Annotated in this window: 19 protein-coding genes; 11 read left to right on the top strand and 8 right to left on the bottom strand. The window is 71.7% G+C overall.

What is annotated here, in order from left to right:
• Nucleotides 1–5: 5 nt before the first annotated feature.
• Nucleotides 6–1280 carry a DUF7847 domain-containing protein gene (locus tag OG299_RS24195; RefSeq protein ID WP_266628779.1) on the bottom strand — a complete coding sequence of 425 codons (1275 nt, stop codon included), beginning with the start codon at nt 1278–1280 and terminating at the stop codon, nt 6–8.
• Between the two features lie 303 nt (nt 1281–1583).
• Here OG299_RS24195 and mtrA point away from each other — a divergent pair, with 303 nt between their 5' ends.
• The 6 genes from mtrA (at nt 1584) to OG299_RS24225 (ending at nt 8854) form a co-directional block, all read left to right on the top strand.
• Nucleotides 1584–2273, top strand: coding sequence for a two-component system response regulator MtrA (gene mtrA, locus OG299_RS24200; protein WP_189973359.1), 690 nt, complete (start codon nt 1584–1586; stop codon nt 2271–2273).
• Nucleotides 2274–2343: 70 nt separating this feature from the next.
• Nucleotides 2344–4305: an MtrAB system histidine kinase MtrB gene (mtrB, locus tag OG299_RS24205; RefSeq protein WP_266628781.1), complete on the top strand. Its 1962-nt coding sequence runs from the start codon at nt 2344–2346 to the stop codon at nt 4303–4305.
• Nucleotides 4286–6148 carry an LpqB family beta-propeller domain-containing protein gene (locus OG299_RS24210; RefSeq protein ID WP_266628783.1) on the top strand — a complete coding sequence of 621 codons (1863 nt, stop codon included), beginning with the start codon at nt 4286–4288 and terminating at the stop codon, nt 6146–6148. The genes mtrB and OG299_RS24210 overlap by 20 nt, the downstream gene beginning before the upstream one ends.
• Before the next feature lie 76 nt (nt 6149–6224).
• The gene (locus OG299_RS24215) at nt 6225–6989 is read left to right on the top strand and encodes a ComF family protein (protein WP_327362601.1); all 765 of its coding nucleotides are present in this window, start codon (nt 6225–6227) and stop codon (nt 6987–6989) included.
• Nucleotides 6990–7258: 269 nt separating this feature from the next.
• Nucleotides 7259–7954 (top strand): ribosome hibernation-promoting factor, HPF/YfiA family, encoded by a 696-nt coding sequence (gene hpf / locus OG299_RS24220; protein WP_389875599.1) that lies wholly within the window; start codon nt 7259–7261, stop codon nt 7952–7954.
• A 198-nt stretch (nt 7955–8152) separates the two neighbouring features.
• Nucleotides 8153–8854, top strand: coding sequence for a response regulator (locus tag OG299_RS24225; RefSeq protein ID WP_030300047.1), 702 nt, complete (start codon nt 8153–8155; stop codon nt 8852–8854).
• Nucleotides 8855–8899: 45 nt separating this feature from the next.
• Here the strand turns inward: OG299_RS24225 and OG299_RS24230 are convergent, their stop codons facing one another.
• The gene (locus tag OG299_RS24230; protein ID WP_327362602.1) at nt 8900–10093 is read right to left on the bottom strand and encodes a winged helix-turn-helix domain-containing protein; all 1194 of its coding nucleotides are present in this window, start codon (nt 10091–10093) and stop codon (nt 8900–8902) included.
• Between the two features lie 9 nt (nt 10094–10102).
• Entirely contained in the window at nt 10103–10693 is a 591-nt protein-coding gene (locus tag OG299_RS24235) for a GNAT family N-acetyltransferase (protein ID WP_327362603.1), read from the bottom strand.
• 227 nt (nt 10694–10920) lie between these two features.
• On the opposite strand from OG299_RS24235, the gene secA reads away from it, so the two are divergent.
• Entirely contained in the window at nt 10921–13692 is a 2772-nt protein-coding gene (secA, locus tag OG299_RS24240) for a preprotein translocase subunit SecA (protein ID WP_327362604.1), read from the top strand.
• Nucleotides 13693–13763: 71 nt separating this feature from the next.
• Here secA and OG299_RS24245 read toward each other — a convergent pair whose 3' ends face one another.
• Complete coding sequence (locus OG299_RS24245; protein WP_266628796.1) at nt 13764–14174, bottom strand: Rv3235 family protein; 411 nt, start codon at nt 14172–14174, stop codon at nt 13764–13766.
• Between the two features lie 302 nt (nt 14175–14476).
• On the opposite strand from OG299_RS24245, the gene OG299_RS24250 reads away from it, so the two are divergent.
• The 3 genes from OG299_RS24250 to OG299_RS24260 all read left to right on the top strand — a co-directional run bounded on the left by OG299_RS24250 (nt 14477) and on the right by OG299_RS24260 (nt 20990).
• Complete coding sequence (locus OG299_RS24250) at nt 14477–14977, top strand: DUF6912 family protein (protein WP_266628798.1); 501 nt, start codon at nt 14477–14479, stop codon at nt 14975–14977.
• Entirely contained in the window at nt 14974–15669 is a 696-nt protein-coding gene (locus OG299_RS24255; RefSeq protein ID WP_266628800.1) for an HAD family hydrolase, read from the top strand. The genes OG299_RS24250 and OG299_RS24255 overlap by 4 nt, the downstream gene beginning before the upstream one ends.
• Before the next feature lie 353 nt (nt 15670–16022).
• A complete protein-coding gene (locus OG299_RS24260) occupies nt 16023–20990 on the top strand; it encodes an NAD-glutamate dehydrogenase (RefSeq protein ID WP_327362605.1) in 4968 nt (1655 codons plus the stop codon).
• Nucleotides 20991–21078: 88 nt separating this feature from the next.
• On the opposite strand, the gene OG299_RS24265 is transcribed toward OG299_RS24260, so the two are convergent.
• Complete coding sequence (locus OG299_RS24265) at nt 21079–21897, bottom strand: ABC transporter ATP-binding protein (protein ID WP_266628804.1); 819 nt, start codon at nt 21895–21897, stop codon at nt 21079–21081.
• Nucleotides 21890–22849, bottom strand: coding sequence for an ABC transporter permease (locus OG299_RS24270; RefSeq protein ID WP_442817529.1), 960 nt, complete (start codon nt 22847–22849; stop codon nt 21890–21892). Before OG299_RS24270 ends, OG299_RS24265 begins: the two co-directional genes overlap by 8 nt.
• Nucleotides 22850–23001: 152 nt before the next feature.
• Between OG299_RS24270 and OG299_RS24275 the strand changes: the two genes are divergently transcribed.
• Nucleotides 23002–23646, top strand: a complete 645-nt coding sequence (locus OG299_RS24275; RefSeq protein WP_327362606.1) for a TetR/AcrR family transcriptional regulator — start codon at nt 23002–23004, stop codon at nt 23644–23646.
• Between the two features lie 31 nt (nt 23647–23677).
• On the opposite strand, the gene OG299_RS24280 is transcribed toward OG299_RS24275, so the two are convergent.
• Both OG299_RS24280 and OG299_RS24285 read right to left on the bottom strand, forming a co-directional pair.
• On the bottom strand, nt 23678–25522 hold the full coding sequence (locus tag OG299_RS24280) for an SUMF1/EgtB/PvdO family nonheme iron enzyme (RefSeq protein ID WP_327362607.1): 1845 nt from the start codon (nt 25520–25522) through the stop codon (nt 23678–23680).
• On the bottom strand, nt 25522–26472 hold the full coding sequence (locus OG299_RS24285; RefSeq protein ID WP_327362608.1) for an NACHT domain-containing protein: 951 nt from the start codon (nt 26470–26472) through the stop codon (nt 25522–25524). The genes OG299_RS24280 and OG299_RS24285 overlap by 1 nt, the downstream gene beginning before the upstream one ends.
• Between the last annotated feature and the right edge of the window lie 3 nt (nt 26473–26475).

Consider the following 26475-nt stretch of genomic DNA (forward strand, 5'->3'; position numbering starts at 1 on the left):
GTGCGTCAGCCTCCGGTCGGCGGTGCGGTGGCGTCCTGGCCGTAGTTCTCCAGGCCTGCCGCCCGGGCCAGCTCCAGGTCGAGGGCCTCGCGCCGGATGCGCTGGTCGACGTACAGGAGGACGGTGACGCCCGACTGGATCGGCATGGTGACGGTCTGCGCGATGACCGCGCCGACCGCGGAGAGGATCAGCGCGGCCCAGCCGGTGGCGGCGGTGCCGTTCTCCAGGCCTTCCACGCCGCTGTCGGCGAGGCCGATGGCGAGCCCGACGGCGGTCAGCGGCCCGACGATGATCGCCGAGACGAACGTGGTGATGAGCGCGGTCAGGGCGGTGATGCCGAAGATGCGCCACCACGAGCCCTCGACGAGCCGCGAGGAGCGGCGCAGCGAGGTGATGACGCTGCTCTTCTCCAGCATCAGCGCGGGCGAGGCCAGGCTGAACTTGAGTGCGAGCCAGAGGAGCAGCGGGAGGGCGGCGACGCCGCCGACGACGGCGATGCCGCGGCTGCCCAGGGCGATGCCGGGCAGGAGCAGCACGAGGACGATGACGATGCCGCCGAGGGCCAGCAGGAGGGTCAGCCCGAGCAGGCGGAGCAGCTGGGGGCGGGACTCGCGCCAGGCTTCGCCGATCGAGGAGCCGTGGCCGAGAATGGCACGGCTGAAGATCATCGTGAGCATGGCGGTGGCGACGATGGTCCCGATGAGCTGGACGAAGCCGGTCGCGAGCAGGGCCGCCATGCTGCCGCCGAGGGAGTCGACGACGTCCTTCAGGCTGTCCCCGGATCCGGGGCCGGAGGTGACGGCGAGGTCGGCGGACGTGTACTTCTGCACGAACACGCTGATGACCTGGACGACGGTGGCCACGACCAGCGTGATCGGCAGGACCGTCCGCCAGTGGGTGCGCATGGTGGCGACCGCGCCGTCGAGGATCTCGCCCAGGTCGAGGGGGCGCAGCGGGATCACGCCGGGCTTGGCGGCCGGGGGCTTGCCCCACCGGCCGGGGGTGCCCGGGTAGCCGTACTGGCCGCCCTGCGGGCCCTGGGGGCCGCCGTACGATCCCCAGCCCGCGCCCGGCTGCGGCTGCTGCTGCGGGGCCTTCGGGGCCTGGGGGGTGCCGGGGCTCGACCACTCGCCGGGGGGCGGCTGCTCGGCGGACCACTTCGGTCCGCCGGCGGGCGGCGGTGTGCCGCCTTCGGCGCCGTCCCGGCCGTCGGATGCGCCCGGCCGCTCGCCGTCGGACGGGGAGGGTCCGGGCACGGCCCAGCCCGGAGAGTCGTTCATCGTCGCTCCTTCACGTGCACTGCGGGGCGGGGGCGTCAAGGGGGTGTCTTGCGGGTCGGGCCGGGCTCGCGGCGCCCGGTTCCGGCCCGACGCACAAGACACCCCCCCATTCGGCTGCCATCGTGCCACGTGGGAACGTTGAGCGGACCGGCCGTCCCCCGGAACTCCGGCGGCCCGCGCCTTCAATTGTCGCCCGGATCCGGGGCAGACTGGTCGGTCTGATCTCCACGCAGGTCCGAGGGGCGATTTCCAGCCCTTTTGGCTGTGGGACAGCTCACCGACAGGTAACGATTAGCTAATGGGATGATGTCAAGCATGAAGGGACGAGTCCTTGTCGTCGACGACGACACCGCGCTGGCCGAGATGCTCGGCATTGTGCTGCGTGGAGAAGGTTTTGAGCCGTCGTTCGTAGCGGACGGCGACAAGGCGCTGGCGGCCTTCCGCGAGGCGAAGCCGGATCTCGTGCTGCTCGACCTGATGCTGCCCGGACGGGACGGCATAGAGGTCTGCAGGCTGATCCGGGCCGAGTCCGGCGTACCGATCGTCATGCTCACCGCGAAGAGCGACACGGTGGACGTGGTCGTGGGCCTGGAGTCCGGGGCCGACGACTACATCGTCAAGCCGTTCAAGCCGAAGGAGCTGGTGGCCCGTATCCGGGCCCGCCTGCGCCGCTCGGAGGAGCCCGCGCCCGAGCAGCTGGCCATCGGTGACCTGGTCATCGACGTGGCCGGGCACTCGGTCAAGCGGGACGGTGCCTCGATCGCCCTGACCCCGCTCGAGTTCGACCTGCTGGTCGCCCTCGCGCGCAAGCCCTGGCAGGTGTTCACCCGAGAGGTGCTGCTGGAGCAGGTCTGGGGCTACCGGCACGCGGCGGACACCCGCCTGGTCAACGTGCATGTGCAGCGTCTGCGCTCCAAGGTCGAGAAGGACCCGGAGCGCCCCGAGATCGTCGTGACGGTGCGCGGTGTCGGCTACAAGGCCGGACCGAGCTGACGTGCAGCCCGGCAGGCCCCGGCGCGGGTCCCGCTGGGGGGCCCTGAGGGGCGGCCGGCAGCTCCGTCAGATGGCCGACGGAGCGCCCGGCGGCCCTGTGCTGCGGTTGTTCGTACGCCTCGTACGCCGACCGCTGCTTCCGGCTGTCCGGCTGTGGCGGCGCAACATCCAGCTCCGGGTGGTCGCGGCCACCCTGCTGATGTCGCTTGCCGTGGTCCTCTCGCTCGGCTTCGTCGTGATCGCGCAGGTCAGCAAGGGGCTCCTCGACGCCAAGGAGGAGGCCGCGCAGAGCCAGGCGGCGGGCGGGTTCGCGGTCGCACAGGAGAAGGCCAACACGCCCTCCACGGTGGACGGGCCCGATGCCACCGACAACAAGGTCGGGCGGGACGCCAGCACCTGGATGAACTCGCTGGTCAAGCAGCTCGCCAGTGGCGGCCAGACCGCCTTCGAGGTGGTCGCGCTCGGCGCCGGCCCCGGCGCGGGCGGACAGCCCGACGGGCCCACCGTCTCGGGCGTCAAGGGCGCCCGCGCCTCCGGCAACGTGGACCCGACGGCGAGCGTTCCCCCGCAGCTGCGGCGGGAGGTCAACCACGCCACCGGGACCTTCAAGACCTTCTCCCAGATCCGGTACACCGCCGGGGCCGGGGACAAGGCGCCCGAGCCCGCGCTGGTCGTGGGCAAGCGGCTCACCGACATCAACGGGGACCCGTACGACCTGTACTACCTCTTCCCGCTCACGCAGGAGGAGGAGTCCCTCAACCTGATCAAGGTCACCATCGCCACCGCCGGCGTGTTCGTGGTCGTGCTGCTCGGCGCGATCGCGTGGCTCGTCGTACGGCAGGTCGTGACGCCCGTGCGGATGGCCGCCGGGATCGCCGAGCGGCTCTCGGCCGGGCGGCTCCAGGAGCGGATGAAGGTCACCGGCGAGGACGACATCGCCCGTCTGGGCGAGGCCTTCAACAAGATGGCCCAGAATCTCCAGCTCAAGATCCAGCAGCTGGAGGACCTGTCGCGGATGCAGCGCCGGTTCGTCTCCGACGTCTCGCACGAGCTGCGCACGCCGCTGACGACTGTACGGATGGCAGCCGACGTCATCCACGACGCCCGGGTCGACTTCGACCCGATCACGGCCCGCTCCGCCGAGCTGCTCGCCGGGCAGCTCGACCGCTTCGAGTCGCTGCTCGCGGACCTGCTGGAGATCAGCCGGTTCGACGCGGGGGCCGCGGCCCTGGAGGCGGAGCCGATCGACCTGCGGGAGGTCGTACGCCGGGTCATCGACGGCGCCGAACCGCTCGCCGAGCACAAGGGCACCCGGATCCGGGTGCTGGGCGACACCCAGCCCGTCATAGCCGAGGCCGACTCCCGGCGTGTGGAGCGGGTGCTGCGCAACCTCGTCGTCAACGCCGTGGAGCACGGTGAGGGCCGCGACGTGGTGGTCCGGCTCGCATCGGCGGGCGGGGCAGTCGCGGTGGCCGTACGGGACTACGGCGTCGGGCTCAAGCCCGGCGAGGCCACCCGCGTCTTCAACCGCTTCTGGCGGGCCGACCCGGCCCGCGCCCGCACCACCGGCGGCACGGGCCTCGGCCTGTCGATCGCCGTCGAGGACGCGCGGCTGCACGGCGGCTGGCTCCAGGCCTGGGGCGAGCCGGGCGGCGGTTCGCAGTTCCGGCTGACCCTGCCGCGGACCGCCGACGAGCCGCTGCGCGGGTCCCCGATCCCGCTGGAGCCGGAGGATTCCCGGGGCAACCGGGCCAGGGCCGCGGCCGAGGCTGCGGGCTCCCGCACGCCCCCGCAGGCGCCGCCCGCCCCGGGGCGGGCCGACCGCTCGCCGATACCGCCCCGGTCGGCGGTCGCCGGGGCGCTGCCGGTGCCCGCGGACCCGACGGCCCTGCCGGGCAACGGGGCCCGCGTCGTGGCCCGCCCGGCCGACCAGGCGGCGGCGGACCGAGCGGCGGCAGACCGGGCAGCGGCCGACCGGGCCGACGCGGCCGACCAGGCAGCAGCACAGGAGGATGGAGCAGGTGGACGCTGACCCCGCACGGGTACGCAGGGACGGCCGCCGCCGGTGGCGGGCGGTGCGGGCGTACGCCTTCGGCGCGGCCGGGCTGCTGCTGGCCGGCTGCGCCTCCATGCCCGACCACGGCGAGATCCGCGAGGTGCGGGCCTCGCAGGGCGTCGACTCGCAGGTGCGGGTGTTCGGCGTGCCGCCGGCCGACAAGGCCAGTGCGGCCGACATCGTCGACGGCTTCCTGGAGGCCATGACCAGCGACGACCCGCAGCTGCAGACCGCCCGGAAGTACCTCACCGAAGAGGCGGCGAAGAACTGGAAGCCCGGCGCCGCCGTCACCGTGCTCTCCGCGGGCATCGACCGGTTCTCCGTGCAGGGCGAGAAGGACCCCGCGGGCCCCCGCTGGAAGATGACCGGCACGAAGCTCGCGACGGTGGACGAACGCAGCGCGTACCAGCCGGAGACCACCGGGGCGCGCTACGAGGAGTTCCTCCAGCTGGTCCAGGAGAACAAGCAGTGGCGGATCGCGACGCCGCCGAGCAGCCTCGTGCTCAGCGAGTCCGATTTCCAGCGCATCTACATGCCGGTCAACAAGTACTACTTCGCGGGCGGCAGCCTCGTCGCCGATCCGGTGTACGTGCGCCAGCGCAGCGACCCCGACTCGCGGATGGACCCGACCACGCAGACCGTGCAGTCGTTGCTGGCGGGGCCCTCCAAGTGGCTGGGGCCCGTGGTGACTTCGAGCTTCCCCACCGGGACGGAACTGCGCGAGGGCACCAAGTCCCTTGCGTACGACGGCCAGAACGCTCTGAAGGTGCCGCTCAACGACAAGGCCGACAACGTCGCGCAGCCGCAGTGCCAGAAGATGGCCGCGCAACTCCTGTACACCGTGCAGGATCTGACGGCCTCCCGGCTGGCGCGGGTCGAGCTGCTGCGCTCGGACCGGTCCTCGCTGTGCTCGGTGACCGATGCGATGGCGGGGGGGATCGCCCACCGGGCGCCGAGCCCCGAGTACCAGTACTACGTGGACAGCGACAGCCGGCTCGTGCGGATGAAGCTCGACATCTCCAGCGAGGACCAGCAGTACAAGCCCGAGCCGGTGCCGGGGCCGCTGTCCCCGACCGCCACGAGCCCCGGGTTCAAGGTCGGCTCCGCGGCCGTCTCGTACGACGAGAAGCGCGCGGCGGTGGTCTCCGAGGACCAGCACGGGCTGTACCTGGTGAACCTGACGACGGCCGGGCCCGTGCCGCAGCCGGTGCTGACCAGCAAGGGTGTCAAGCCGAACGGGCTGGGTGCGCCGAGCTGGGACACGGCGGGCGACCTGTGGATCGCGGACCAGGACCCGCAGAGTGCGGGGCTGTACCGGGTGCCGGGCGGTACCGGGGCCCCGCAGAAGATCGACGTGGCCGGGCTCGACAACGGGCGGATCAGGGCGCTGAAGGCGTCGCCGGACGGGGTGCGGATCGCGCTGCTGGTGGAGAAGGACGGCCGCAAGAACCTCTACATCGGGCGGATCGAGCGGCCCGAGGGCAAGGGCGACGCGGCGCCGGTGTCGGTGCGCGAGCTGCGTCCGGCGGCCCCGCAGATGGCGAGCGTGACGGCGCTGAGCTGGGCGCCGCGCGGCCGGCTGCTGGTGGTGGGCCGGGAGAGCGGCGGGGTCGTGCAGGCCCGGTACATGCTGGCCGACGGTTCGATGGTCGCGGCGAGCCTGCCCGGGGCGACCGGGCTGGACGCGGTCGCGGCGACGGAGGACGAGAAGAAGCCGGTGGTCGCGTACTCGGAGGAGGACGGGATCGTGTGGCTGCCGCCGGGGGCGCAGTGGCGCACGGTGGCGGCGGGCGGCCGGGCTCCGGTCTACCCCGGCTGACCTGCGCTTTCATACCGGTTTCCCGGTTGTCCACAGGGGTGGCGGAGTGCCCGGCCGGCCCGGCACAGTGGTGGGCATGCGGGGGTGGTGGCAGGAGCTCGCCGGGCTGGTCCTGCCGGTCGACTGCACCGGCTGCGGGGCTGCCCGCGTGCTGCTGTGCGCGGGCTGCGCGCAGGCGCTGAGCGGGGCCGCGGCGGGGTGTGTGCGGCCGTCTGCGGGACCTGCGGGGCTGCCCGTGGTGCATGCGGCCGCCGCGTACGAGGGCGCCGTACGGGAGGCCGTACTGGCCCACAAGGAGCGCGGGGTGCTGCCGCTGGCCGGGCCGCTCGGCGCTGCCCTGGCGGCGGCCGTCCGCGGGTGTCTCGGCGGGGGAGTGCGCGGGGGCCGGGCGTGGGCGGCGCGCGAGGAGCTGGTGCTCGTCCCGGTGCCGTCGGCGCGGCGGCAGGTGCGGGCGCGCGGGCACGATCCGGCGCGCAGGATCGCCCTGGCGGCCTCGGCGCGGCTGCGGCGGGCCGGTTTTCCCGCGCGGGTGGCGCCCGTACTGCGCCATGTCCGGCCCGTGGCCGATCAGGCGGGCCTGGGGGCCCGGGAGCGGCGGGAGAACCTCACAGGGGCCATGGGGGTGCGCCGCGGGGGCGCGGTGCGGCTGCCGGCCGGTGCCCGGATCGTGCTGGTGGACGACGTGATCACCACCGGAGCCACGCTCGCGGAGGCGGCCCGGGCGGTGCGGGCGGTGACGGCGGCCGGAGCGGTGGCGGGGGCGGCCGTGGTGGCGGCTCCGACGGGATCCTTCGTAAGAAATCGGTCGACAACCCGTACAGAGCAACCCTCTTGTGAATAGATTTGGAACTCTTGGGGAAGGCGCATCGTTGCAGGTAGTAAGAGAGAACAGCCACCTGAACGGAGGTACGGTCCGGTAGCGGGTGCCGACAACCGGCATGGAGGGATATGTTCGGTTGTAAGGAACTGGCGAGTCCTGGCTACAGGCATCGGATCGCACGTTTCGGAGGTGAAAGTCGCCAGTCCGGGGCTCCGGTGTTCACCGGGGCCTGGTGCGAAAGGGAGACGCTTCGCCCCATGAGGCGGAGCTATCCGGGAACGGAGTTCTGCGTGGACATCGTCGTCAAGGGCCGCAAGACCGAGGTGCCCGAGCGGTTCCGCAAGCACGTGGCCGAGAAGCTGAATCCGGAGCGGATCCAGAAGCTCGACGCCAAGGTGATCAGCTTGGACGTCGAGGTGTCCAAGGAGCACAACCCGCGCCAGGCCGACCGTTCCGACCGCGTGGAGATCACTCTGATTTCGCGGGGCCCGGTGATCCGTGCCGAGGCCGCCGCCGCGGACCCGTATGCGGCGCTCGACCTGGCACAGGAGAAGCTTGAAGCCCGGCTGCGCAAGCAGCACGACAAGCGCTACACCCGCCGTGGCAACGGCCGGCTCTCGGCGGCAGAGGTCGCCGACGTGGTGCCGGGCGTGGCCCAGCTGAACGGGAACGGCGAGTTGTTCACGGGGGAGAAGGCGGAGGCGATCCCGACCACCCGGATCGGGTCGCTGGAAGTGCAGGGCGAAGGCCCGCTCATCGTCCGCGAGAAGACGCACTCGGCAGCACCCATGTCGCTCGACCAGGCTCTGTACGAAATGGAACTGGTCGGCCACGACTTCTATCTGTTCGTCGACTCAGACACCAAGATGCCCAGCGTCGTCTACCGGCGCCACGGCTATGACTACGGCGTGATCCACCTCAACTCCGACCAGGCCTCCAGCTCGGGTGAGCCCGGCTCCGGCGCGGGCGGGGCGCTCGGTGGCTGACGCCGCGTCCTGAATTTCGGTGAGTGCCTCCGGGGATGCAGCAGCGTCCCCGGAGGCCCCTGTATGACTCGTATGCGCCAGGTGGCCGTCGCAGGCTCCCCGCCGGGTGGCGCGGGCATGGAATCATGGCGGGCAGTCAACCGCCGCGGATCGCGGTCCGGTTGACTCGGCAGCTCGGTACATGCAGGGGGAGGAACGATGGCGGACAGCTTCGGGCCGGTGCGCGGTGATGAGGGCGGCGAGCCGATCCGGGTGCTCGTCGTCGACGACCACGCCCTGTTCCGGCGCGGGCTGGAGATCGTCCTCGCGCAGGAGGAGGACATCCAGGTCGTCGGTGAGGCGGGGGACGGCGCGGAGGCGGTGGACAAGGCGGCGGACCTGCTGCCGGACATCGTTCTGATGGACGTGCGGATGCCCCGGCGCGGCGGTATCGAGGCGTGCACCTCGATCAAGGAGGTGGCCCCCTCCGCGAAGATCATCATGCTGACGATCAGTGACGAGGAGGCGGACCTCTACGACGCGATCAAGGCGGGCGCCACCGGGTACCTCCTGAAGGAGATCTCGACCGACGAGGTGGCCACGGCGATCCGCGCGGTGGCCGACGGGCAGTCCCAGATCAGCCCGTCGATGGCCTCGAAGCTCCTGACGGAGTTCAAGTCGATGATCCAGCGGACGGACGAGCGGCGGCTGGTGCCGGCGCCGAGGCTGACGGACCGCGAGCTGGAGGTGCTGAAGCTGGTGGCGACCGGGATGAACAACCGCGACATCGCGAAGGAGTTGTTCATTTCCGAGAACACCGTGAAGAACCACGTCCGCAACATCCTGGAGAAGCTGCAGCTGCACTCCAGGATGGAGGCCGTGGTCTACGCGATGCGGGAGAAGATCCTCGAGATCCGCTAGCCGAAGCGCGCGGGCGGGCCGGGGCGCCCCGGCCCCCGGCCGCGCCTACAGGGCGGCCAGTTCCGCCGTGATGGCGGCGGCCTCCCCGGGACTCTGGGCGCGCTCCACACGGACCGCGTCGCAGCCGACCCACTGCGCGGCCTCCCGCAGGGCCCGGGCCATCGGACCGGCGGCCTTCGGGGACGTCAGCGAGACCTGCCGGGCGACCAGGGTGGTGCCCTCGCGCGCCGGGTCGACGCGGCCCTGGAGCAGCCCGCCCGCGAGCAGCGGCATCGCGAAGTAGCCGTGGATCCGCTTGGGCTTGGGGACGTACGCCTCCAGGCGGTGCGTGAAGCCGAAGACCCGCTCGGTGCGGGGCCGGTCCCAGACCAGGGAGTCGAACGGGGACAGCAGCGTGGTGCGGTGGCGGCCGCGCGGCGCCGTCGCCAGGGCCGAGGGGTCGGCCCAGGCCGGCTTGGACCAGCCCTCGACCTCGACCGGGACGAGTCCGGAGTCCTCGACCACGGCGTCGAACTGCTCGCCCCTGAGGCGGTGGTAGTCCGCGATGTCGGCGCGGGTGCCGACGCCGAGGGACCGGCCGGCCAGCGCGACCAGGCGGCGCAGGCACTCGCGGTCGTCCAGGTCGTCGTGGAGCAGCGCGCCGGGGACCGCCCGCTCGGGCAGGTCGTAGACCCGCTTCCAGCCGCGGCGCTCGGTGACGACCACCTCGCCGGCGTCCAGCAGCCACTCCACGGCGATCTTGGTCTCGGACCAGTCCCACCACGGGCCGCCGTTCTTCGCGCCGCCCAGTTCGGTCGAGGTCAGCGGGCCCTCGGCGCGCAGCCGGTCCAGGACGAGGCGGCAGGATCCCTCCTTGTCCTTCATCCTGTGCCAGCGGTAGCCGTGCGCGCGCTTGATCCGGCGGCGGAAGGCGAAGTGCGGCCACTCCTCGATGGGCAGGATGCAGGCCGCGTGCGACCAGTACTCGAAGGCGTGCCGGTCCGACCAGTACGCCGCCTCGACGGCCGGGCGGCCGACCGCGCCGAGGCGCGCGTACGGGATCAGCTCGTGCGAGCGGGCCAGCACGGAGATCGTGTCGAGCTGGACGGCGCCCAGGTGGCGCAGCACCCCCCGGACCCTCCCCCTGGCTCCGCCGGGGGTACCCCCACCCCGGCGGTCGGGCGCCCCGAGGAAGCCCTGTGCGCGCAGGGCGATCCGACGCGCGTCGTCGGCGGACAGGGCGAGCACGGTCTCGGTCATGCCGCGAGCCTAGGCCGTGCCACTGACAGCGGGCAGGTAGGGCAGCCGGGAGGGCAGGCCGAGGTCGGAGGGGAGCAGGGCGCCGACCCAGCAGTCGCGGACGCTGTCGGTGCGGTGCAGGGAGGCCCGCAGGAGGCCCTCCATGCGGAAGCCGGCCTTCACGGCGACGGCCCGGGAGGCGGCGTTGCCGACCTCGGCGCGCCATTCCAGGCGGGCGGCGCCCAGCTCGGTGAAGGCCCAGCGGGCGACGGCGGTCACCGCCTCGGTCATGAAGCCCTGCCCGCGGTGCTCCTTCACCGCCCAGAAGCCGATCTCGTACGCGCTCGTCCCGAAGACCTCGTGCACGTGGACGCCGACGGCCGCGACCAGCGGGCCGCCGGGGCCGAGGCGGACGGCGAAGGAGTAGGCGGTGTCGTCGCGCCAGCCGCGCGGGACCAGCTCGCCGACGAAGCCGCGGGCGTGATCGCGTTCGTACGGGAAGGGGACCATGGTCCAGCGCGGGATGTCGGGGTCCTGGCAGGCCGCGTACACCTCCTCGGCGTCCGAGGGGGCGAAGGGGCGCAGGAAGAGGCGTTCGGTGGTCAGCGTGGTCGGCTCCATGGACGGATTGTGGGGCGCCCCGGGTAACCCGGGCGAGCGGTTTTCGCCCGCAACGGCACCTTCCGTGTCCCCCGTACGTTCTCATTCCGGGCGCTCGCGCCCTGCGGAAGGTGCGGACCTCCCGACGCGACCGCGTCCTCGCTTACGATGGCCGTTGCGGTGGGGCCCACCCTCCGTGCCCGTGTACGAACCAGTGCCAGGCCCGACCGGCAAGGAGACAAACCTCGGTGTCCGTCTTCAACAAGCTCATGCGTGCAGGCGAAGGCAAGATCCTGCGCAAACTGCACCGCATCGCGGACCAGGTCAACTCCATCGAAGAGGACTTCGTCAACCTCTCCGACGCCGAGTTGCGTGCGCTCACGGACGAGTACAAGCAGCGCTACCAGGACGGCGAGAGCCTGGACGACCTGCTGCCCGAGGCCTTCGCGACCGTCCGCGAGGCCGCCAAGCGCGTCCTCGGCCAGCGGCACTACGACGTCCAGATCATGGGCGGTGCCGCGCTGCACCTCGGCTACGTGGCCGAGATGAAGACCGGTGAGGGCAAGACCCTCGTCGGCACGCTGCCCGCGTACCTGAACGCGCTGTCCGGCAAGGGCGTCCACCTGATCACGGTGAACGACTACCTCGCCGAGCGCGACTCCGAGATGATGGGCCGGGTGCACAAGTTCCTCGGTCTCGAGGTCGGCTGCATCCTGGCGAACATGTCCCCGGCCCAGCGCCGGGAGCAGTACGGCAACGACATCACGTACGGAACGAACAACGAGTTCGGCTTCGACTACCTGCGCGACAACATGGCGTGGTCGGCGGACGAGCTGGTGCAGCGCGGCCACAACTTCGCCGTGGTCGACGAGGTCGACTCGATCCTGGTCGACGAGGCCCGCACCCCGCTGATCATCTCCGGCCCGGCCGACCAGGCCACGAAGTGGTACGCCGACTTCGCGAAGCTGGTCACCCGCCTGAAGAAGGGCGAGCCCGGCGAGCCCCTCAAGGGGATCGAGGAGACCGGCGACTACGAGGTCGACGAGAAGAAGCGCACGGTCGCCATCCACGAGGCCGGTGTCGCCAAGGTCGAGGACTGGCTCGGCATCGAGAACCTCTACGAGTCGGTGAACACCCCGCTCGTCGGCTACCTGAACAACGCCATCAAGGCGAAGGAACTGTTCAAGAAGGACAAGGACTACGTCGTCATCGACGGCGAAGTCATGATCGTCGACGAGCACACCGGCCGTATCCTCGCCGGCCGCCGCTACAACGAGGGCATGCACCAGGCGATCGAGGCGAAGGAAGGGGTGGACATCAAGGACGAGAACCAGACCCTCGCCACGATCACCCTGCAGAACTTCTTCCGCCTGTACTCCAAGCTGTCGGGCATGACCGGTACGGCCATGACCGAGGCCGCCGAGTTCCACCAGATCTACAAGCTCGGTGTCGTCCCGATCCCGACCAACCGCGACATGGTCCGCAAGGACCAGCCGGACCTGATCTACCGGACCGAGGTCGCGAAGTTCGCCGCCGTCGTCGACGACATCGCGGAGAAGCACGAGAAGGGCCAGCCGATCCTCGTCGGCACCACCTCGGTCGAGAAGTCCGAGTACCTCTCGCAGCAGCTCTCCAAGCGGGGCATCCCGCACGAGGTGCTCAACGCGAAGCAGCACGAGCGCGAGGCCTCGATCGTCGCCCAGGCCGGCCGCCGCGGCGCCGTGACGGTCGCCACGAACATGGCCGGCCGCGGTACCGACATCAAGCTCGGCGGCAACCCGGACGACCTGGCCGAGGCGGAGCTGCGCCAGCAGGGCCTGGACCCGGAAGAGCACATCGAGGAGTGGGCGCACGCCCTGCCCTCCGCGCTCAAGCGCGCCGAAGCGGCCGTGAAGGCCGAGTTCGAAGAGGTCAAGTCGCTCGGCGGGCTGTACGTGCTGGGCACCGAGCGGCACGAGTCGCGCCGTATCGACAACCAGCTGCGCGGCCGCTCCGGCCGTCAGGGCGACCCGGGCGAGTCCCGCTTCTACCTGTCGCTGGGCGACGACCTGATGCGCCTGTTCAAGGCGCAGATGGTCGAGCGGGTCATGTCGATGGCGAACGTGCCGGACGACGTGCCGATCGAGAACAAGATGGTGACGCGCGCGATCGCGTCGGCCCAGTCGCAGGTCGAGACCCAGAACTTCGAGACGCGCAAGAACGTCCTGAAGTACGACGAGGTCCTCAACAGCCAGCGCGAGGTCATCTACGGCGAGCGCCGCCGCGTCCTGGAGGGCGAGGACCTGCACGAGCAGGTGCGCTTCTTCATGGACGACACGATCGACGCGTACATCGCGGCCGAGACGGTCGAGGGCTTCGCCGAGGAGTGGGACCTGGACCGGCTGTGGGGCGCCTTCAAGCAGCTCTACCCGATCAAGGTCACGGTCACCGAGCTCGAGGACGCGGCGGGCGACCGCGCGGGCATCACCGCCGAGTTCATCGCGGAGTCGGTCAAGGACGACATCCACGAGCAGTACGAGGAGCGCGAGAAGGCGCTGGGCTCCGACATCATGCGCGAGCTGGAGCGGCGCGTGGTCCTGTCGGTGCTGGACCGCAAGTGGCGTGAGCACCTGTACGAGATGGACTACCTGCAGGAGGGCATCGGCCTGCGGGCGATGGCCCAGAAGGACCCGCTGGTCGAGTACCAGCGCGAGGGCTTCGACATGTTCAACGCCATGATGGAGGGCATCAAGGAGGAGTCCGTCGGCTACCTGTTCAACCTGGAGGTCCAGGTCGAGCAGCAGGTCGAGGAGCTTCCGGTGCAGGACGCGGCGCCGTCGCTGACGAAGCCGGAGATCCGGGCCAAGGGGCTCGACGCCCCGCAGCGGCCGGACCGGCTGCACTTCTCGGCGCCGACGGTGGACGGCGAGGGCGGGGTCGTCGAGGGCGACTTCGACGCCGACGAGGCCGGCGACGGGATGACCCGGGCCGAGCGCCGCAAGGCCCAGAAGGCCGCAGGCGGCCGCCGCCGCAAGAAGTGACCCCTGCCCGTACGGGCACCCCCGGCGGGGCCGGACACCACACGGTGTCCGGCCCCGCCGGCTTTTCCCGGTCACGGCAGAGGGGCCATTTCGACGGCTGCGCAGCGCCATCGGAGGTCCGGGCCCTGTTCCAGGCGGAACGCCATGGCCGAGACGCGGTCGCCCGTCGTGATGCGGGCGAAGGCCTCGATCACGCCCGGGCCCGGGTGGAAGCGGCCGCACTGGCGCAGGACCGGGCGGAGCCGGTCGCGCGTGGGGTCTGCCCAGCCCGAAGGGCGCGGGGAAGGGCCCGTGGGGGCCAGGGTGACCAGCTGGTCGTAGGCCGGGCCGACCGTGTGGCCCAGCAGCGAGTGGACCGGCCGCTGGCCGCTGACCACCGCCAGCAGCCGCTCCGCGAACCAGTCGTGCGGGCCCCGCGGGGTGTGCGGGCGGCGCTGGTCGTGGCGGCCGGGGGGCCGGGTGGTGTTCCTGGTCCTGGTCATGGCGGTCGTCCCCGAGAAGTCCGGGCCCGGAGCGGTACCGGGCGGTAACTTGTTAGGGGACTTCTACGGTCCGTGACCACCCTCCGCAACGGCCGCTCCGCGGGCCGCGCGGGCCGGGACCCGTTCACCTATCCGAGTGGGCGCTGCGCGGCCCCCGGCCGGTCCCCGCGCCTGTGAGCGGCACGCGGTGGACGGAACCCGGCCGTCGCTCGGCAGCCCGAAGGGGGACGGGCGCCGTCACCCGGCGGAGTTCCGCCAAGTCGTATCCTGAGGGCGTTTCCGACTACCGAAAGCAGCCGGCCATGCGCGTGTACGTCCCCCTGACCCTCCCCGGGCTCGCCGAGGCGCACCAGGCGGGTGAGCTGGGCCCCGCCCCGCTGCGTGCGTACGCCGTCACGCCCGGCCTGCGGGAGTGGTACGTGTCGGACGACCTGGAGGAGCTGGAGTACGCCGCCCTCGGCCGGGCCGCCGCGGCCTCCCTGCGGATGCTCGCCGAGGACGGGGCCGCCCCGCGCAAGCGGGTCGTCGTCGCCGTGGACGTGGACGACAAGGCCGCCGCCGCGACCCCCGGGGTCGACGAGGCCACCCTCGGCCAGGTGACCCTCGCCGGGGCCGTACGGCTCTCCGTGGCCGCCGCCGTGCACGTGGACGCCGACGACGCCCTGGGCGACGTGACGGCCGCCGCCGCTGCCCTGGAGGCCGCGGACGGCGGGGACGACGACGCACGGTTCACCGTGGACGGCGCCGAGGACCACGAGCTGCTGTGGTTCGGCATCCAGGAGATCCCGGGGCTGCTGAAGTGAGCGCTTCCCGTACCCCGGGCGACCCCGCCGCCGCCCCCGTCCACATAGTCTGGGACTGGAACGGCACGCTGCTGCACGACATCGACGCCGTGATCGCGGCCACCAACGCCTCCTTCGCCGAGTTCGGCTTCGCGCCGATCACGCTGGAGCGCTACCGCGAGCTGTACGTCGTACCCGTGCCGAAGTTCTACGAGCGGCTGATGGGACGGCTGCCCACCGACGCCGAGTGGGAGGTCATGGACGCCACCTTCCACCGGTACTACTGGGCCGCCGCCGATGCCGCCGGGCTCACCGAGGGGGCTCGCGAGCTCCTGCGCGACTGGCAGGCCGAGGGGCTCACGCAGTCCCTGCTCTCCCTCGCGCCCCACGAGAAGCTCGTACCGCTCGTGCAGGCGCACGGCATCGAGCGGCACTTCCTGCGCGTCGACGGCCGGACCGGCCCCTCGCACACCAGCAAGGCAGGACATCTCGTACGCCATTTGGCGGCCCTGGAGGAGACGGGCGTGACCGCCACCCGTACGGTCCTCATCGGGGACGCCGTGGACGATGCCCTGGCCGCCGCGCACGTGGGTGCGAGAGCCGTCCTCTACACGGGTGGTTCGCACAGCCGACGCAGTCTGGAATCGGCGGGTGTCGCCGTCGTCGACACGCTGGCAGAAGCCGTATCCGCTGCTCGCCGACTGGCTGAATAAGTACGCCCAGAATATGCCCCCGTCACTGCGCACAACGTCAAAGTTCAGGACCTGCTTTTGTACAGATCCAGTGCGTGACGGACAGGGGGTCCGGCGAGATAGCCTGGTACCCGTGATCAGCGCGATAGTCATCGGGGGCATTGACGCCCCCGGCCAGCGCCCGGCGCACGACCGTGCCCGGGCCTTCGCTGATCCCTGCTGCCGGGAGCCGCAGCCGATCATGGCCAGTTCCTTCCCGGTCGCCTCTCATCACGGCAGAGCGCCGATCCCCAGCGGTCACCCCGCGTCGCGGCGCCACGCCATTCCTTCCTTCACCTACGTCACGCAATGGCGCGCGACAGGAGCCAGAGGACATGCAGACCAAGCTGGACGAAGCAAAGGCCGAGCTGCTCGCGCGGGCGGCCCGGGTAGCTGAGCACAGCCCGGCCGGGGGGCTACTTCCGACTGGGTCCGAGCAGGGAGAGCGCCCCGACCGGGACACCACTCTCGCCTACCTCCAGCGCTACTACCTGCACACCGCCCCGGAGGACCTCCTCGACCGGGACCCGGTCGACGTGTTCGGGGCGGCGCTCTCGCACTACCGTCTCGCCGAGAACCGGCCGCAGGGCACCGCGAACGTGCGGGTGCACACCCCCACGGTCGAGGAGAACGGCTGGACGTCCAGCCACTCGGTCGTCGAGGTCGTCACCGACGACATGCCCTTCCTCGTGGACTCCGTGACGAACGAGCTGTCCCGGCAGAGCCGCGGAATCCACGTCGTGATCCACCCGCAGGTCGTCGTCCGCCGTGACCTCACCGGCAAGCTGATCGAGATCCTCGGACCCGACTGCGACGCGCACGGCCCCAAGACCGCGCGCCCCCACGACGCCCTCGTCGAGTCCTGGATCCACGTCGAGACCGACCGCGAGACCGACCGCGCCGACCTCAAGCAGATCACCGACGACCTCAAGCGCGTCCTGTCCGACGTACGCGAGGCCGTCGAGGACTGGGAGAAGATGCGCGACGCCGCGCTGCGCATCGCCGACGCCCTGCCCGACGAGCCGGTCGCCCCGGACCTGCGCGAGTACGAGCTCGAAGAGGCCCGTGAGCTGCTGCGCTGGCTCTCCGACGACCACTTCACCTTCCTCGGCTACCGCGAGTACAACCTGGTCGACGGCGACTCGCTGGCCGCCGTCCCCGGCACCGGCCTCGGCATCCTGCGCTCCGACCCGCACCACAGCGGCAAGGACGACGGCCACCCGGTCTCGCCGTCCTTCAACCGGCTGCCGGCCGACGCCCGCGCCAAGGCCCGCGAGCACCGCCTGCTGGTGCTGACCAAGGCCAACAGCCGCTCCACCGTGCACCGCCCCTCGTACCTCGACTACGTCGGCGTGAAGAGGTTCGACGCCGAGGGCAACGTCGTGGGCGAGCGCCGCTTCCTCGGCCTGTTCTCCTCCGCCGCGTACACCGAGTCCGTGCGGCGCGTCCCGGTCATCCGCCGCAAGGTCGCCGAGGTCCTCGAAGGCGCCGGCTTCTCGCCGAGCAGCCACGACGGCCGCGACCTGCTGCAGATCCTGGAGACCTACCCGCGCGACGAGCTGTTCCAGACCCCGGTCGACAAGCTCCGCGAGATCGCCACCTCGGTCCTGTACCTTCAGGAACGCCGCCGGCTGCGGCTGTACCTGCGCCAGGACGAGTACGGGCGCTACTACTCGGCGCTCGTCTACCTGCCGCGCGACCGGTTCACCACCGGCGTCCGGCTGCGCCTCATGGACATCCTGAAGGAGGAGCTCGGCGGCACCAACGTCGACTTCACCGCCTGGAACACCGAGTCGATCCTCTCCCGCATCCACTTCGTCGTCCGCGTCCCGCCGGGCACCGAGCTGCCCGCCCTGACCGACGCCGACGTCGAGCGCCTCGAGACCCGCCTGGTCGAGGCCGCCCGCTCCTGGGCCGACGGCTTCGGCGAGGCCCTGGTCTCCGAGGTCGGCGAGGAGCGCGCCGCCGAGCTGCTGCGCAAGTACGGCACCTCCTTCCCCGAGGGCTACAAGGCCGACCACAAGCCGCGCGCGGCCGTGGCCGACCTCTGCCACCTCGAGCGGCTCTCCGCCAGCGACCGGGAGTTCGCCCTCTCGCTGTACGAGCCGGTCGGCGCGGCCCCCGGCGAGCGCCGGTTCAAGATCTACCGCACCGGTGAGCAGGTCTCGCTGTCCGCGGTGCTGCCCGTGCTCCAGCGCCTCGGCGTCGAGGTCACCGACGAGCGCCCGTACGAGCTGCGCTGCAGCGACCGCACCAACGCGTGGATCTACGACTTCGGCCTGCGGATGCCGCTGCCCGCCGGCAACGGCGACACCTACCTCGGCGACGACGCCCGCGAGCGCTTCCAGGACGCCTTCTCCGCGGTCTGGCAGGGCGACGCCGAGAACGACAACTTCAACACCCTGGTGCTGAGCGCCGGGCTCACCTGGCGCCAGGCCGTGGTGCTGCGCGCGTACGCCAAGTACCTGCGCCAGGCCGGCGTGAACTTCAGCCAGGACTACATGGAGGACACCCTCCGCAACAACGTCCACACCACCCGGCTGCTGGTCTCGCTCTTCGAGGCCCGGCTGTCGCCCGGCCGCCAGTCCGCCGGCACCGAGCTCATCGACGCCATGCTGGAGGAGCTGGCCGGGGCACTGGACCAGGTGGCCTCGCTGGACGAGGACCGGATCCTGCGGTCGTTCCTCACCCTGATCAACGCGACCCTGCGCACCAACTTCTTCCAGCTCAACGACGCGGGCGAGCAGCACGCGTACGTGTCGATGAAGTTCGACCCGCAGGCCATCCCGGAGCTCCCGGCTCCGCGCCCGGCTTTCGAGATCTGGGTGTACTCCCCGCGCGTCGAGGGCGTCCACCTGCGCTTCGGCAAGGTTGCCCGAGGCGGCCTGCGCTGGTCCGACCGCCGCGAGGACTTCCGTACGGAGATCCTCGGCCTGGTCAAGGCGCAGATGGTCAAGAACACCGTCATCGTGCCGGTCGGCGCCAAGGGCGGCTTCGTCGCCAAGAACCTGCCGGACCCGTCGGTGGACCGCGACGCGTGGCTCGCCGAGGGCATCGCCTCGTACAAGATCTTCATCTCGGCGCTGCTCGACATCACCGACAACATGGTCGGCGGCGTGGTCGTGCCGCCGAACGGCGTGGTCCGCCACGACGAGGACGACACCTACCTCGTCGTCGCCGCCGACAAGGGCACCGCGACCTTCTCCGACATCGCCAACGGCGTCGCCGAGGCGTACGGCTTCTGGCTGGGCGACGCCTTCGCGTCGGGCGGCTCGGCCGGCTACGACCACAAGGGCATGGGCATCACCGCCCGCGGCGCCTGGGAGTCCGTCAAGCGGCACTTCCGCGAGCTGGGCCACGACACCCAGACCGAGGACTTCACGGTCGTCGGCGTCGGCGACATGTCCGGCGACGTGTTCGGCAACGGCATGCTGCTCTCCGAGCACATCCGCCTGGTCGCAGCCTTCGACCACCGGCACATCTTCCTCGACCCGACCCCGGACGCGGCGACCTCGTACGCCGAGCGCCGGCGCCTGTTCGAGCTGCCGCGCTCCTCGTGGGCCGACTACAAGGCGGAGCTGCTCTCCGCGGGCGGCGGCATCCACCCGCGCTCGGCGAAGTCCATCCCGGTCAACGCGCACGTCCGCGAGGCCCTCGGGATCGAGGGCGGCGTCACCAAGATGACCCCGGCCGACCTGATGCAGGCGATCCTGCAGTCCCCCGTGGACCTGCTGTGGAACGGCGGCATCGGTACGTACGTCAAGGCGTCGACCGAGACGCACATGGACGTCGGCGACAAGGCCAACGACGCCATCCGCGTCAACGGCGGGGACGTCCGGGCCAAGGTCATCGGCGAGGGCGGCAACCTGGGCCTGACCCAGCTCGGCCGGATCGAGTTCGCCCGGATCGGCGCCGGCGGCGAGGGCGGCAAGGTCAACACCGACGCCATCGACAACAGCGCGGGCGTGGACACCTCCGACCACGAGGTGAACATCAAGATCCTGCTCAACGCGGTGGTCACGGACGGGGACATGACCGTCAAGCAGCGCAACAAGCTGCTGGCGGAGATGACCGACGAGGTCGGCCACCTGGTGCTGCGCAACAACTACGCGCAGAACGTGGCCCTCGCCAACGGCATCGCCCAGGCCCCGAGCCTGCTGCACGCCCAGCAGCGCTTCATGCGCCGCCTGGAGTCGGCCGGTCTGCTGGACCGGAGCCTGGAGTTCCTGCCCACCGACCGGCAGATCCGCGAGCTGCTGAACAACGGCAAGGGCCTGACCCAGCCGGAGCTGGCCGTCCTGTTCGCCTACACCAAGATCACGGTGGCGGACGAGCTCATCGCCACCGAGCTGCCGGACGACCCGTACCTGCGCCGCCTGCTGCACGCGTACTTCCCGGCCGCCCTGCGCGGGACGTTCCCCGAGCAGATCGACTCGCACGCCCTGCGCCGCGAGATCGTCACCACGCTGCTGGTCAACGACACGGTGAACACCGGTGGTTCGACCTTCCTGCACCGGCTGCGCGAGGAGACCGGGGCCTCCACGGAGGAGATCGTCCGGGCGCAGCTCTCGGCCCGCGAGATCTTCGGCCTGGCCGGGGTGTGGGACGCGGTCGAGGCGCTGGACAACAAGGTCGCGGCCGACGTCCTGACCCGGGTGCGGCTGCACTCGCGGCGCCTGGTCGAGCGCGGTACCCGCTGGCTGCTGAACAACCGGCCGCAGCCGCTCCAGATCACCGAGACCATCGAGCTCTTCGGTGACCGGGTGGGCCAGGTCTGGGACGAGCTGCCCAAGCTGGTGCGCGGCGCCGACCTCGAGTGGTACCAGTCGATCATGGACGAGCTGATCGGCGAGGGCGTGCCGGAGGAGCTGGCGGCCAAGGTCGCCGGGTTCTCCTCGGCCTTCCCGACGCTGGACATCGTCGCGATCTCGGACCGCACCGGCGTCGACCCGCTGGGTGTCGCCGAGGTGTACTACGACCTCGCCGACCGCCTGGACATCACGCAGCTGATGGACCGGATCATCGATCTGCCGCGGGCCGACCGCTGGCAGTCCATGGCCCGCGCCTCCATCCGCGAGGACCTGTTCGCGGCGCACGCCGCGCTGACCGCCGACGTGCTGGCGGTGGGCAACGGCGATTCGACTCCCGAGGAGCGCTTCAAGGCGTGGGAGGAGAAGAACGCGGCGATCATCGGCCGGGCCCGGACGACCCTGGACGAGATCCGGGGATCGGACGACTTCGACCTGGCGAACCTGTCCGTGGCGATGCGGACGATGCGCTCGCTGCTGCGGACCCACGCCTAGCCGCTGCGCTCGGCCGCAACGGCAAAACGGGCGGCCCCGGGACCTGATGGTCCCGGGGCCGCCCGTTTTCCGTAGGGCGGCCCCGGCCTCAGCGGCCCGCGGTGAACTCCTCGTACGCGTCGCAGACCTCGGCGGAGGGGCCGTCCATGCGCAGGACGCCGGCCTCCAGCCAGATCGCCCGGTCGCAGGTCTCGCGGACCGTGCCGATGCCGTGGCTGACGAGGAAGACGGTGCCGGCGTGCTCGCGGAGCTCCTCGATGCGGGCCTGGCTGCGGCGCTGGAAGGCGGCGTCGCCGGTGGCGAGGGCCTCGTCGATCATCAGGACGTCGTGGTCCTTGGCGGCGGCGATGGAGAAGCGCAGCCGGGCGCCCATCCCGGAGGAGTACGTGCGCATGGGCAGGGAGATGAAGTCGCCCTTCTCGTTGATGCCGGAGAAGTCGACGATGCCCTGGTAGCGCTCGCGGACCTGCTGCTTGGACATGCCCATCGCGAGGCCGCCGAGGACCACGTTGCGCTCGCCGGTGAGGTCGTTCATCAGGGCGGCGTTCACGCCGAGGAGCGAGGGCTGGCCGTGGGAGTAGATCCTGCCGCGGGCCACGGGCTGGAGGCCGGCGATAGCGGAGAGCAGCGTGGACTTGCCCGAGCCGTTGGTGCCGATCAGGCCGATGGCCTCGCCCTTGTACGCGATGAAGCTGACGCCCTTGACGGCGTGCACCTCGCGGATGCCGGGGGCGGGCTTGCGGGAGAAGATCCGGCTGAGGGCTGCGGTGGCGCCGCCCTTGCGGGCGCCGGAGCCGTGCACCTTGTAGACGACGTGGACGTCGTCGGCGATGACGGTGGGCACGCGGGTGTCGGGCACCGCCACGGACGGTGCGCGGTGTGCGGGGGTGGTTGCGGTGTCAGCCACGGCCGTACTCCTCCTCAGCCTTCCAGAAGTAGATGAATCCGCCGACGCCCGCGAGCAGGGCCCAGCCGACGGCGATCGCCCACACGTGGTGCGGGAGCGCGTGCGCGTCGAAGCTGTCGATCAGCGCGTAGCGCATCAGGTCGATGTAGACGGCTGCCGGGTTGGTCTTGAGCACGACGGTGACCCAGTGCGCGAGGTGGTCCTTGCGGAGCATCTGGTCGATGGACCACATGACCCCGGAGGAGTACATCCACGTGCGCAGGATGAACGGCATCAGCTGGCTGACGTCCGGGCTCTTGCTGCCGATGCGGGCCATGACCAGGGCGACGCCGGCGCAGAAGACGGCCATCAGGGCCAGCGCGGGCGCGGCCGTCAGCCACTTGAGGGTCGGGGTCTGGCCGCAGGCGAGCAGCAGCAGGACGAGCGCGCCCATGGTGACGAGCAGCTGCTGGAAGAGCTGGACGACGGTGGACAGCGGCAGGCTGGCGCGCGGGAAGTGCAGGGCGCGGACCAGGCCGAGGTTGCTGTGCACGGCGCGGGTCGAGGCGTTGATGGAGCTGCCGATGAAGTCCCAGACGAAGACGCCGGTGATCAGGAACGGGATGTAGTCCGCCACGCCGTGGCTGGCGTTCATGACGATGCCGAAGATGAAGTAGTAGACGGCCGCGTTGAGCAGCGGGGTCACCAGGTGCCAGACCTGGCCGAGCCTGGCCGTGCTGTACGTGGCGTGCATCCGGGCGGTGGCGTACGCGGTGACGAAGTGGCGGCGGCCCCAGAGCTGGCGCACGTAGCTCGGGAGCGGGGGGCGGGCGCCGCTGATGGTCAGGCCGTGGGCCGCCGCCAGTTCTGCGAGCGAGGCGGGCGAGGCGGGCGGGGCGGGCAGGGCGGCCGCGGCGGCCGCAGCCGGCGCGGCGGGTTCCGCCGGCGGGGTGGTCTCGGTCACGGAGGTCACGGGGGTCGCTTTCGACGGGGGTCAGGGCGTCGGCTGTCCAGCGATGGGACGGGTCCGTATCGTCGCTACGGCGAGGTTAGGGCGCAACACGTCGGAACGCAACCGTATCGTCGTGACGAGCTGGTCCCGGCGTGCCCGGCTATGCTCTGTGCATGACCACCGACCCCGCCGCCGGCACCGCCCCAGCCCCCGCCCCCGCCCGCCGCGCCCCCGCCGGGGCCGCCGTCCTGCGCGAGGACGTGACCGAGGCGATCCGGGCCGCGGTACTGGACGAACTGGCCGCGGTCGGGTTCTCGCGGATGTCCATCGAAGGGATCGCCCGGCGCGCGGGCGTCGGCAAGACGGCCGTCTACCGGCGCTGGAAGTCGAAGCTGCACCTGGTGCTGGACCTGGTGGGGGCCTTCGCGGTGGACGGCCTGCCGGTGCCGGCGACGGGATCGCTGTACGGGGACGTACGGGCCCTGCTCGAGGTGATGACACACGTGCTGCGGCACCCCGTCGCCTCGGCGGTGATCCCGGACCTGCTGGTCGAGGCGGCCCGCAACCCGGAGATCGCGGACGCGGTGCGCGGCGCCCTGCTGGAGGGGGAGCGGCGGATGGCCGAGGGGATCGTGTCGGAGGCGGTGGCGCGGGGCGAACTCGCGGCGGGAACGGATCCGGGCCGGGCACTGGACCTGGCGATCGGCCCGCTCTACTGGCGGCAGGTGGTCGTACGCGACGCCGTGCCGGCGGAGTACCTGGACGACCTGGCCCGATCGGCGGTGGCGGGCCTGACGGCCACGTCGTCCGCGTCCTGACGCAGACGACGGGGGCCGCCGGAGCCGGGGGCTAGCGGGTGTAGAACGCCACGCGGAAGCCCAGGTCCACGTACGCGTTCTGGGGCGGGTCGTACGAGCGGAACTGGATCATGCGGGCGCGCTGTTCGCGGGAGAACCAGGAGCCCCCGCGGACGATCCGGTCGCCCGGGGCCCGCAGGTCCTCGCGGCCGGGCCGGGTGTCGTCGTACGACCAGGCCAGGGACCGCGTCCACTCCCACACGTTGCCGATCATGTCCTGGGGCCCGCCCTCCCGGGCCGCCCAGGGGAAGAGGCCCACGGGCACGGAGCGCTGGGTCCAGCCCTGCGCCGTGCGGACATGGGCCATGCCCTCCTGCCACTCGTTCCCCCACGGATAGGGGTCCGACGCCGGCCGGCCCGGGCCGGAGCACTCCCATTCGGCCTCGGTGGGGATGTCCGCGTAGCCGTGCTCGTCCAGCACGTTCCGCTCGCGCAGCCGTTTCGTCAGCCAGCGGCAGTACGCCAGTGCCTCCCACCAGTTGACCCCGACGACCGGCTGGGTGGGCTGGTTGTAGCGGGGGTCCCACCAGTAGAGCGGCACCTGCCGCAGCAGCAGCTGGTCCACGTACTCCTGGAGGGACTCCTCGTCGACGATGCCCTCCCGCATCTCCTTGCTCAGATGGATCCGCTGGGTGTCCGTCGACCCGGCGCGCGGTCCGTCCGGCGCGTCGATGAAGGACGGGTCGTGTCCGACCCACAGCCGTGCGGGTCCGTCCGGCCAGCAGTCGAGGTCCCGGTACCCGCCCGAGGCGACGAACTGCGCGTAGTCCCGGTTGGTGACGGGCAGCGTGGAGATCCGGAAGGAGCCGATGGTCTCGATGCGCTGCGGGAACCAGTCGATGTGCCGGTACTTGTCGTCCTGCGAGTTGAGCGGGGTCGTGGAGCCGATGGGGTACTCGCCCGCCGGTATGACACAGCTCCGGGCGAGGAACGAGCGCGATCTCTCCTCCCACGTGGACGGGTTGAGCTGCGCCTGCACGGTGGCCGCGCGCGCCCGGGTCTCCAGATCCTGCCCCCGGTCCCCGCGGGCGACGGCGACGGCGTCCGAGACCGAGCGCCGCAGCTGCCGTACGAGCCCGGACGGCTCCGCGTTCGGCCGGGCCGCCGCGAGGATCACGAGGAGCTCCCCGGCGAGCAGCCACAGCGGCAGCCCCTCGTCCCCGGCCTCCTCCGCGGCGCCCGCCAGCTCGGCGGCCGTGCCGGTGACCAGGCGGTGCCCCTCGGCCGTGGTCTGGGCGCTGGCCCAGTAGCGCAGCGGGGCGTGCCAGATGGCATCGCGGCACAGGCCGACGATGGTCTCCGAGTCCCGGCGCGCCAGCGCGCAGCCGGCGAAGTAGTCGCGGAAGAGGTTCTCCCTGAAGGAGAGCTGGGTGGCCGTGTCGACGGCGAGTATGCCGTGGCCCTTCCTGAGGAACTGCACGTAGTCGACCACGGCCGGGTACGCGTCGAGGAACTCGCGCTCCTCGCCCAGTGCCCGCAGGATCGGCTCGTGGACGGCCGCCGCGGAGATGGAGTTCGCCCCGGGCCGCGCGGACCTCAACGAGGTGATGGAGAAGCCGACCTCCTCGATGATCCGCTGGATCTCGGTGTCGTAACCGGGCCGCAGGAGGCACGGCTCCGCGGCGGCCGCGGCGCGCCTGCGGGGACGCTTGTGCAGGAACTCCTCCGAGGCCAGCCGGCAGAAGTGCCCGACGGACGTGGGGACCTCGTGGTTGCGCTCCGTGGAGACGACCAGGAGGTGCAGCAGGTACGGGACGCGCGCGGCCGAGGCGAGAGCGCTGTCGCCCCGGATCGCGGCGATGAGCCGCTCCGAGAGCTTTCCTTCGTGAGGGGTCATCAGGCGGTGAACCATCCGGTGATGTAGTTCTCGAGGTCGCGCTGCTTGGGCGGCCGGAGGAAATAGGCGCTGACGTCGCGCGCCCTCGCGCACTCGGCGGAGAACCAGCCCGAATCCGAGATGGTCACGAGGACGCGCAGGTTCCGGTAGTGCACGTGGAGCTGCGCCAGGGTCTGCAGGACGGTGCGCGGCGACCAGTTGGCGGAACTCGCGTGGCCGTGCAGGGGCACGTCCTCCACGCCGTCCACGAAGAGGAACGCCCGGTCGAGAGAGCCCCGCAGCAGGGTGCGTGCGGTGCCGCCGTAGACCCCGATCCCGGAACGGGTGACGGCGGCGTCCGTGATGGCCTCGGCGGTCGCCGCGAAATCGCCCTGCGCGGGCACGTCGAGGGCGTTGACGAGCAGCGGTACGGGCGCCTCCGCGTCGCCGTCCAGCGCCCGCTCCGCGAGCAGCGAGGCGTAGTGCGTGCAGATCGAGGTGCGCCCGGAGCACGGCGGCCCGATGAGCACCACGGAGCGGCCCGCGCCGTGCAGGACGATGCCGTCGAGGGGCAGTCCCGGCGTGTCCTCGTCGCCCGGCGGGGCGGTCCGGGCGAGGGCGTCGATCTCCCGCACCTCCCGGGGGATCCAGACCGCATCCAGCGGACGGTCGGGGAAGGCGACGGCCTCCGCGCCCTCCTGGCTGGTCGCCGACAGGGCGCGCAACGCGCCCAGGTAGTGGACGAGCTCCACGGGGAGCTCGCGCGGCGCCGCCGTGTCCGGCGCGGGGCCCGCTGCCGCGGCGGGCGCAGGCGCGGCCGGGCCCGCCGGATCTGCCGGACCTGCCGGGGCCGCCGGACCCGCCGGGGCCGGCTGGTCCGGTACGCGGCCGCCCGCCCCGCGCGGCGCCGACGGGTCGATGCGCCGGGCCCGGCGCGTGTCCTGGGGCCCGGAACCCTCTTCAGGGGCCATGTC

It is taken from the genome of Streptomyces sp. NBC_01296, from assembly GCF_035984415.1.
Taxonomy (GTDB): Bacteria; Actinomycetota; Actinomycetes; order Streptomycetales; family Streptomycetaceae; genus Streptomyces.

Bases quoted from the DNA above. Each gene is read 5' to 3' on its own strand.
- OG299_RS24195 (WP_266628779.1), bottom strand. From the start codon at position 1,280: ATGAACGACTCTCCGGGCTGGGCCGTGCCCGGACCCTCCCCGTCCGAC.
- mtrA (WP_189973359.1), top strand. From the start codon at position 1,584: ATGATGTCAAGCATGAAGGGACGAGTCCTTGTCGTCGACGACGACACC.
- mtrB (WP_266628781.1), top strand. From the start codon at position 2,344: ATGGCCGACGGAGCGCCCGGCGGCCCTGTGCTGCGGTTGTTCGTACGC.
- OG299_RS24210 (WP_266628783.1), top strand. From the start codon at position 4,286: ATGGAGCAGGTGGACGCTGACCCCGCACGGGTACGCAGGGACGGCCGC.
- OG299_RS24215 (WP_327362601.1), top strand. From the start codon at position 6,225: ATGCGGGGGTGGTGGCAGGAGCTCGCCGGGCTGGTCCTGCCGGTCGAC.
- OG299_RS24225 (WP_030300047.1), top strand. From the start codon at position 8,153: ATGGCGGACAGCTTCGGGCCGGTGCGCGGTGATGAGGGCGGCGAGCCG.
- OG299_RS24230 (WP_327362602.1), bottom strand. From the start codon at position 10,093: ATGACCGAGACCGTGCTCGCCCTGTCCGCCGACGACGCGCGTCGGATC.
- OG299_RS24235 (WP_327362603.1), bottom strand. From the start codon at position 10,693: ATGGAGCCGACCACGCTGACCACCGAACGCCTCTTCCTGCGCCCCTTC.
- OG299_RS24245 (WP_266628796.1), bottom strand. From the start codon at position 14,174: ATGACCAGGACCAGGAACACCACCCGGCCCCCCGGCCGCCACGACCAG.
- OG299_RS24250 (WP_266628798.1), top strand. From the start codon at position 14,477: ATGCGCGTGTACGTCCCCCTGACCCTCCCCGGGCTCGCCGAGGCGCAC.
- OG299_RS24260 (WP_327362605.1), top strand. From the start codon at position 16,023: ATGCAGACCAAGCTGGACGAAGCAAAGGCCGAGCTGCTCGCGCGGGCG.
- OG299_RS24275 (WP_327362606.1), top strand. From the start codon at position 23,002: ATGACCACCGACCCCGCCGCCGGCACCGCCCCAGCCCCCGCCCCCGCC.
- OG299_RS24280 (WP_327362607.1), bottom strand. From the start codon at position 25,522: ATGACCCCTCACGAAGGAAAGCTCTCGGAGCGGCTCATCGCCGCGATC.
- OG299_RS24285 (WP_327362608.1), bottom strand. From the start codon at position 26,472: ATGGCCCCTGAAGAGGGTTCCGGGCCCCAGGACACGCGCCGGGCCCGG.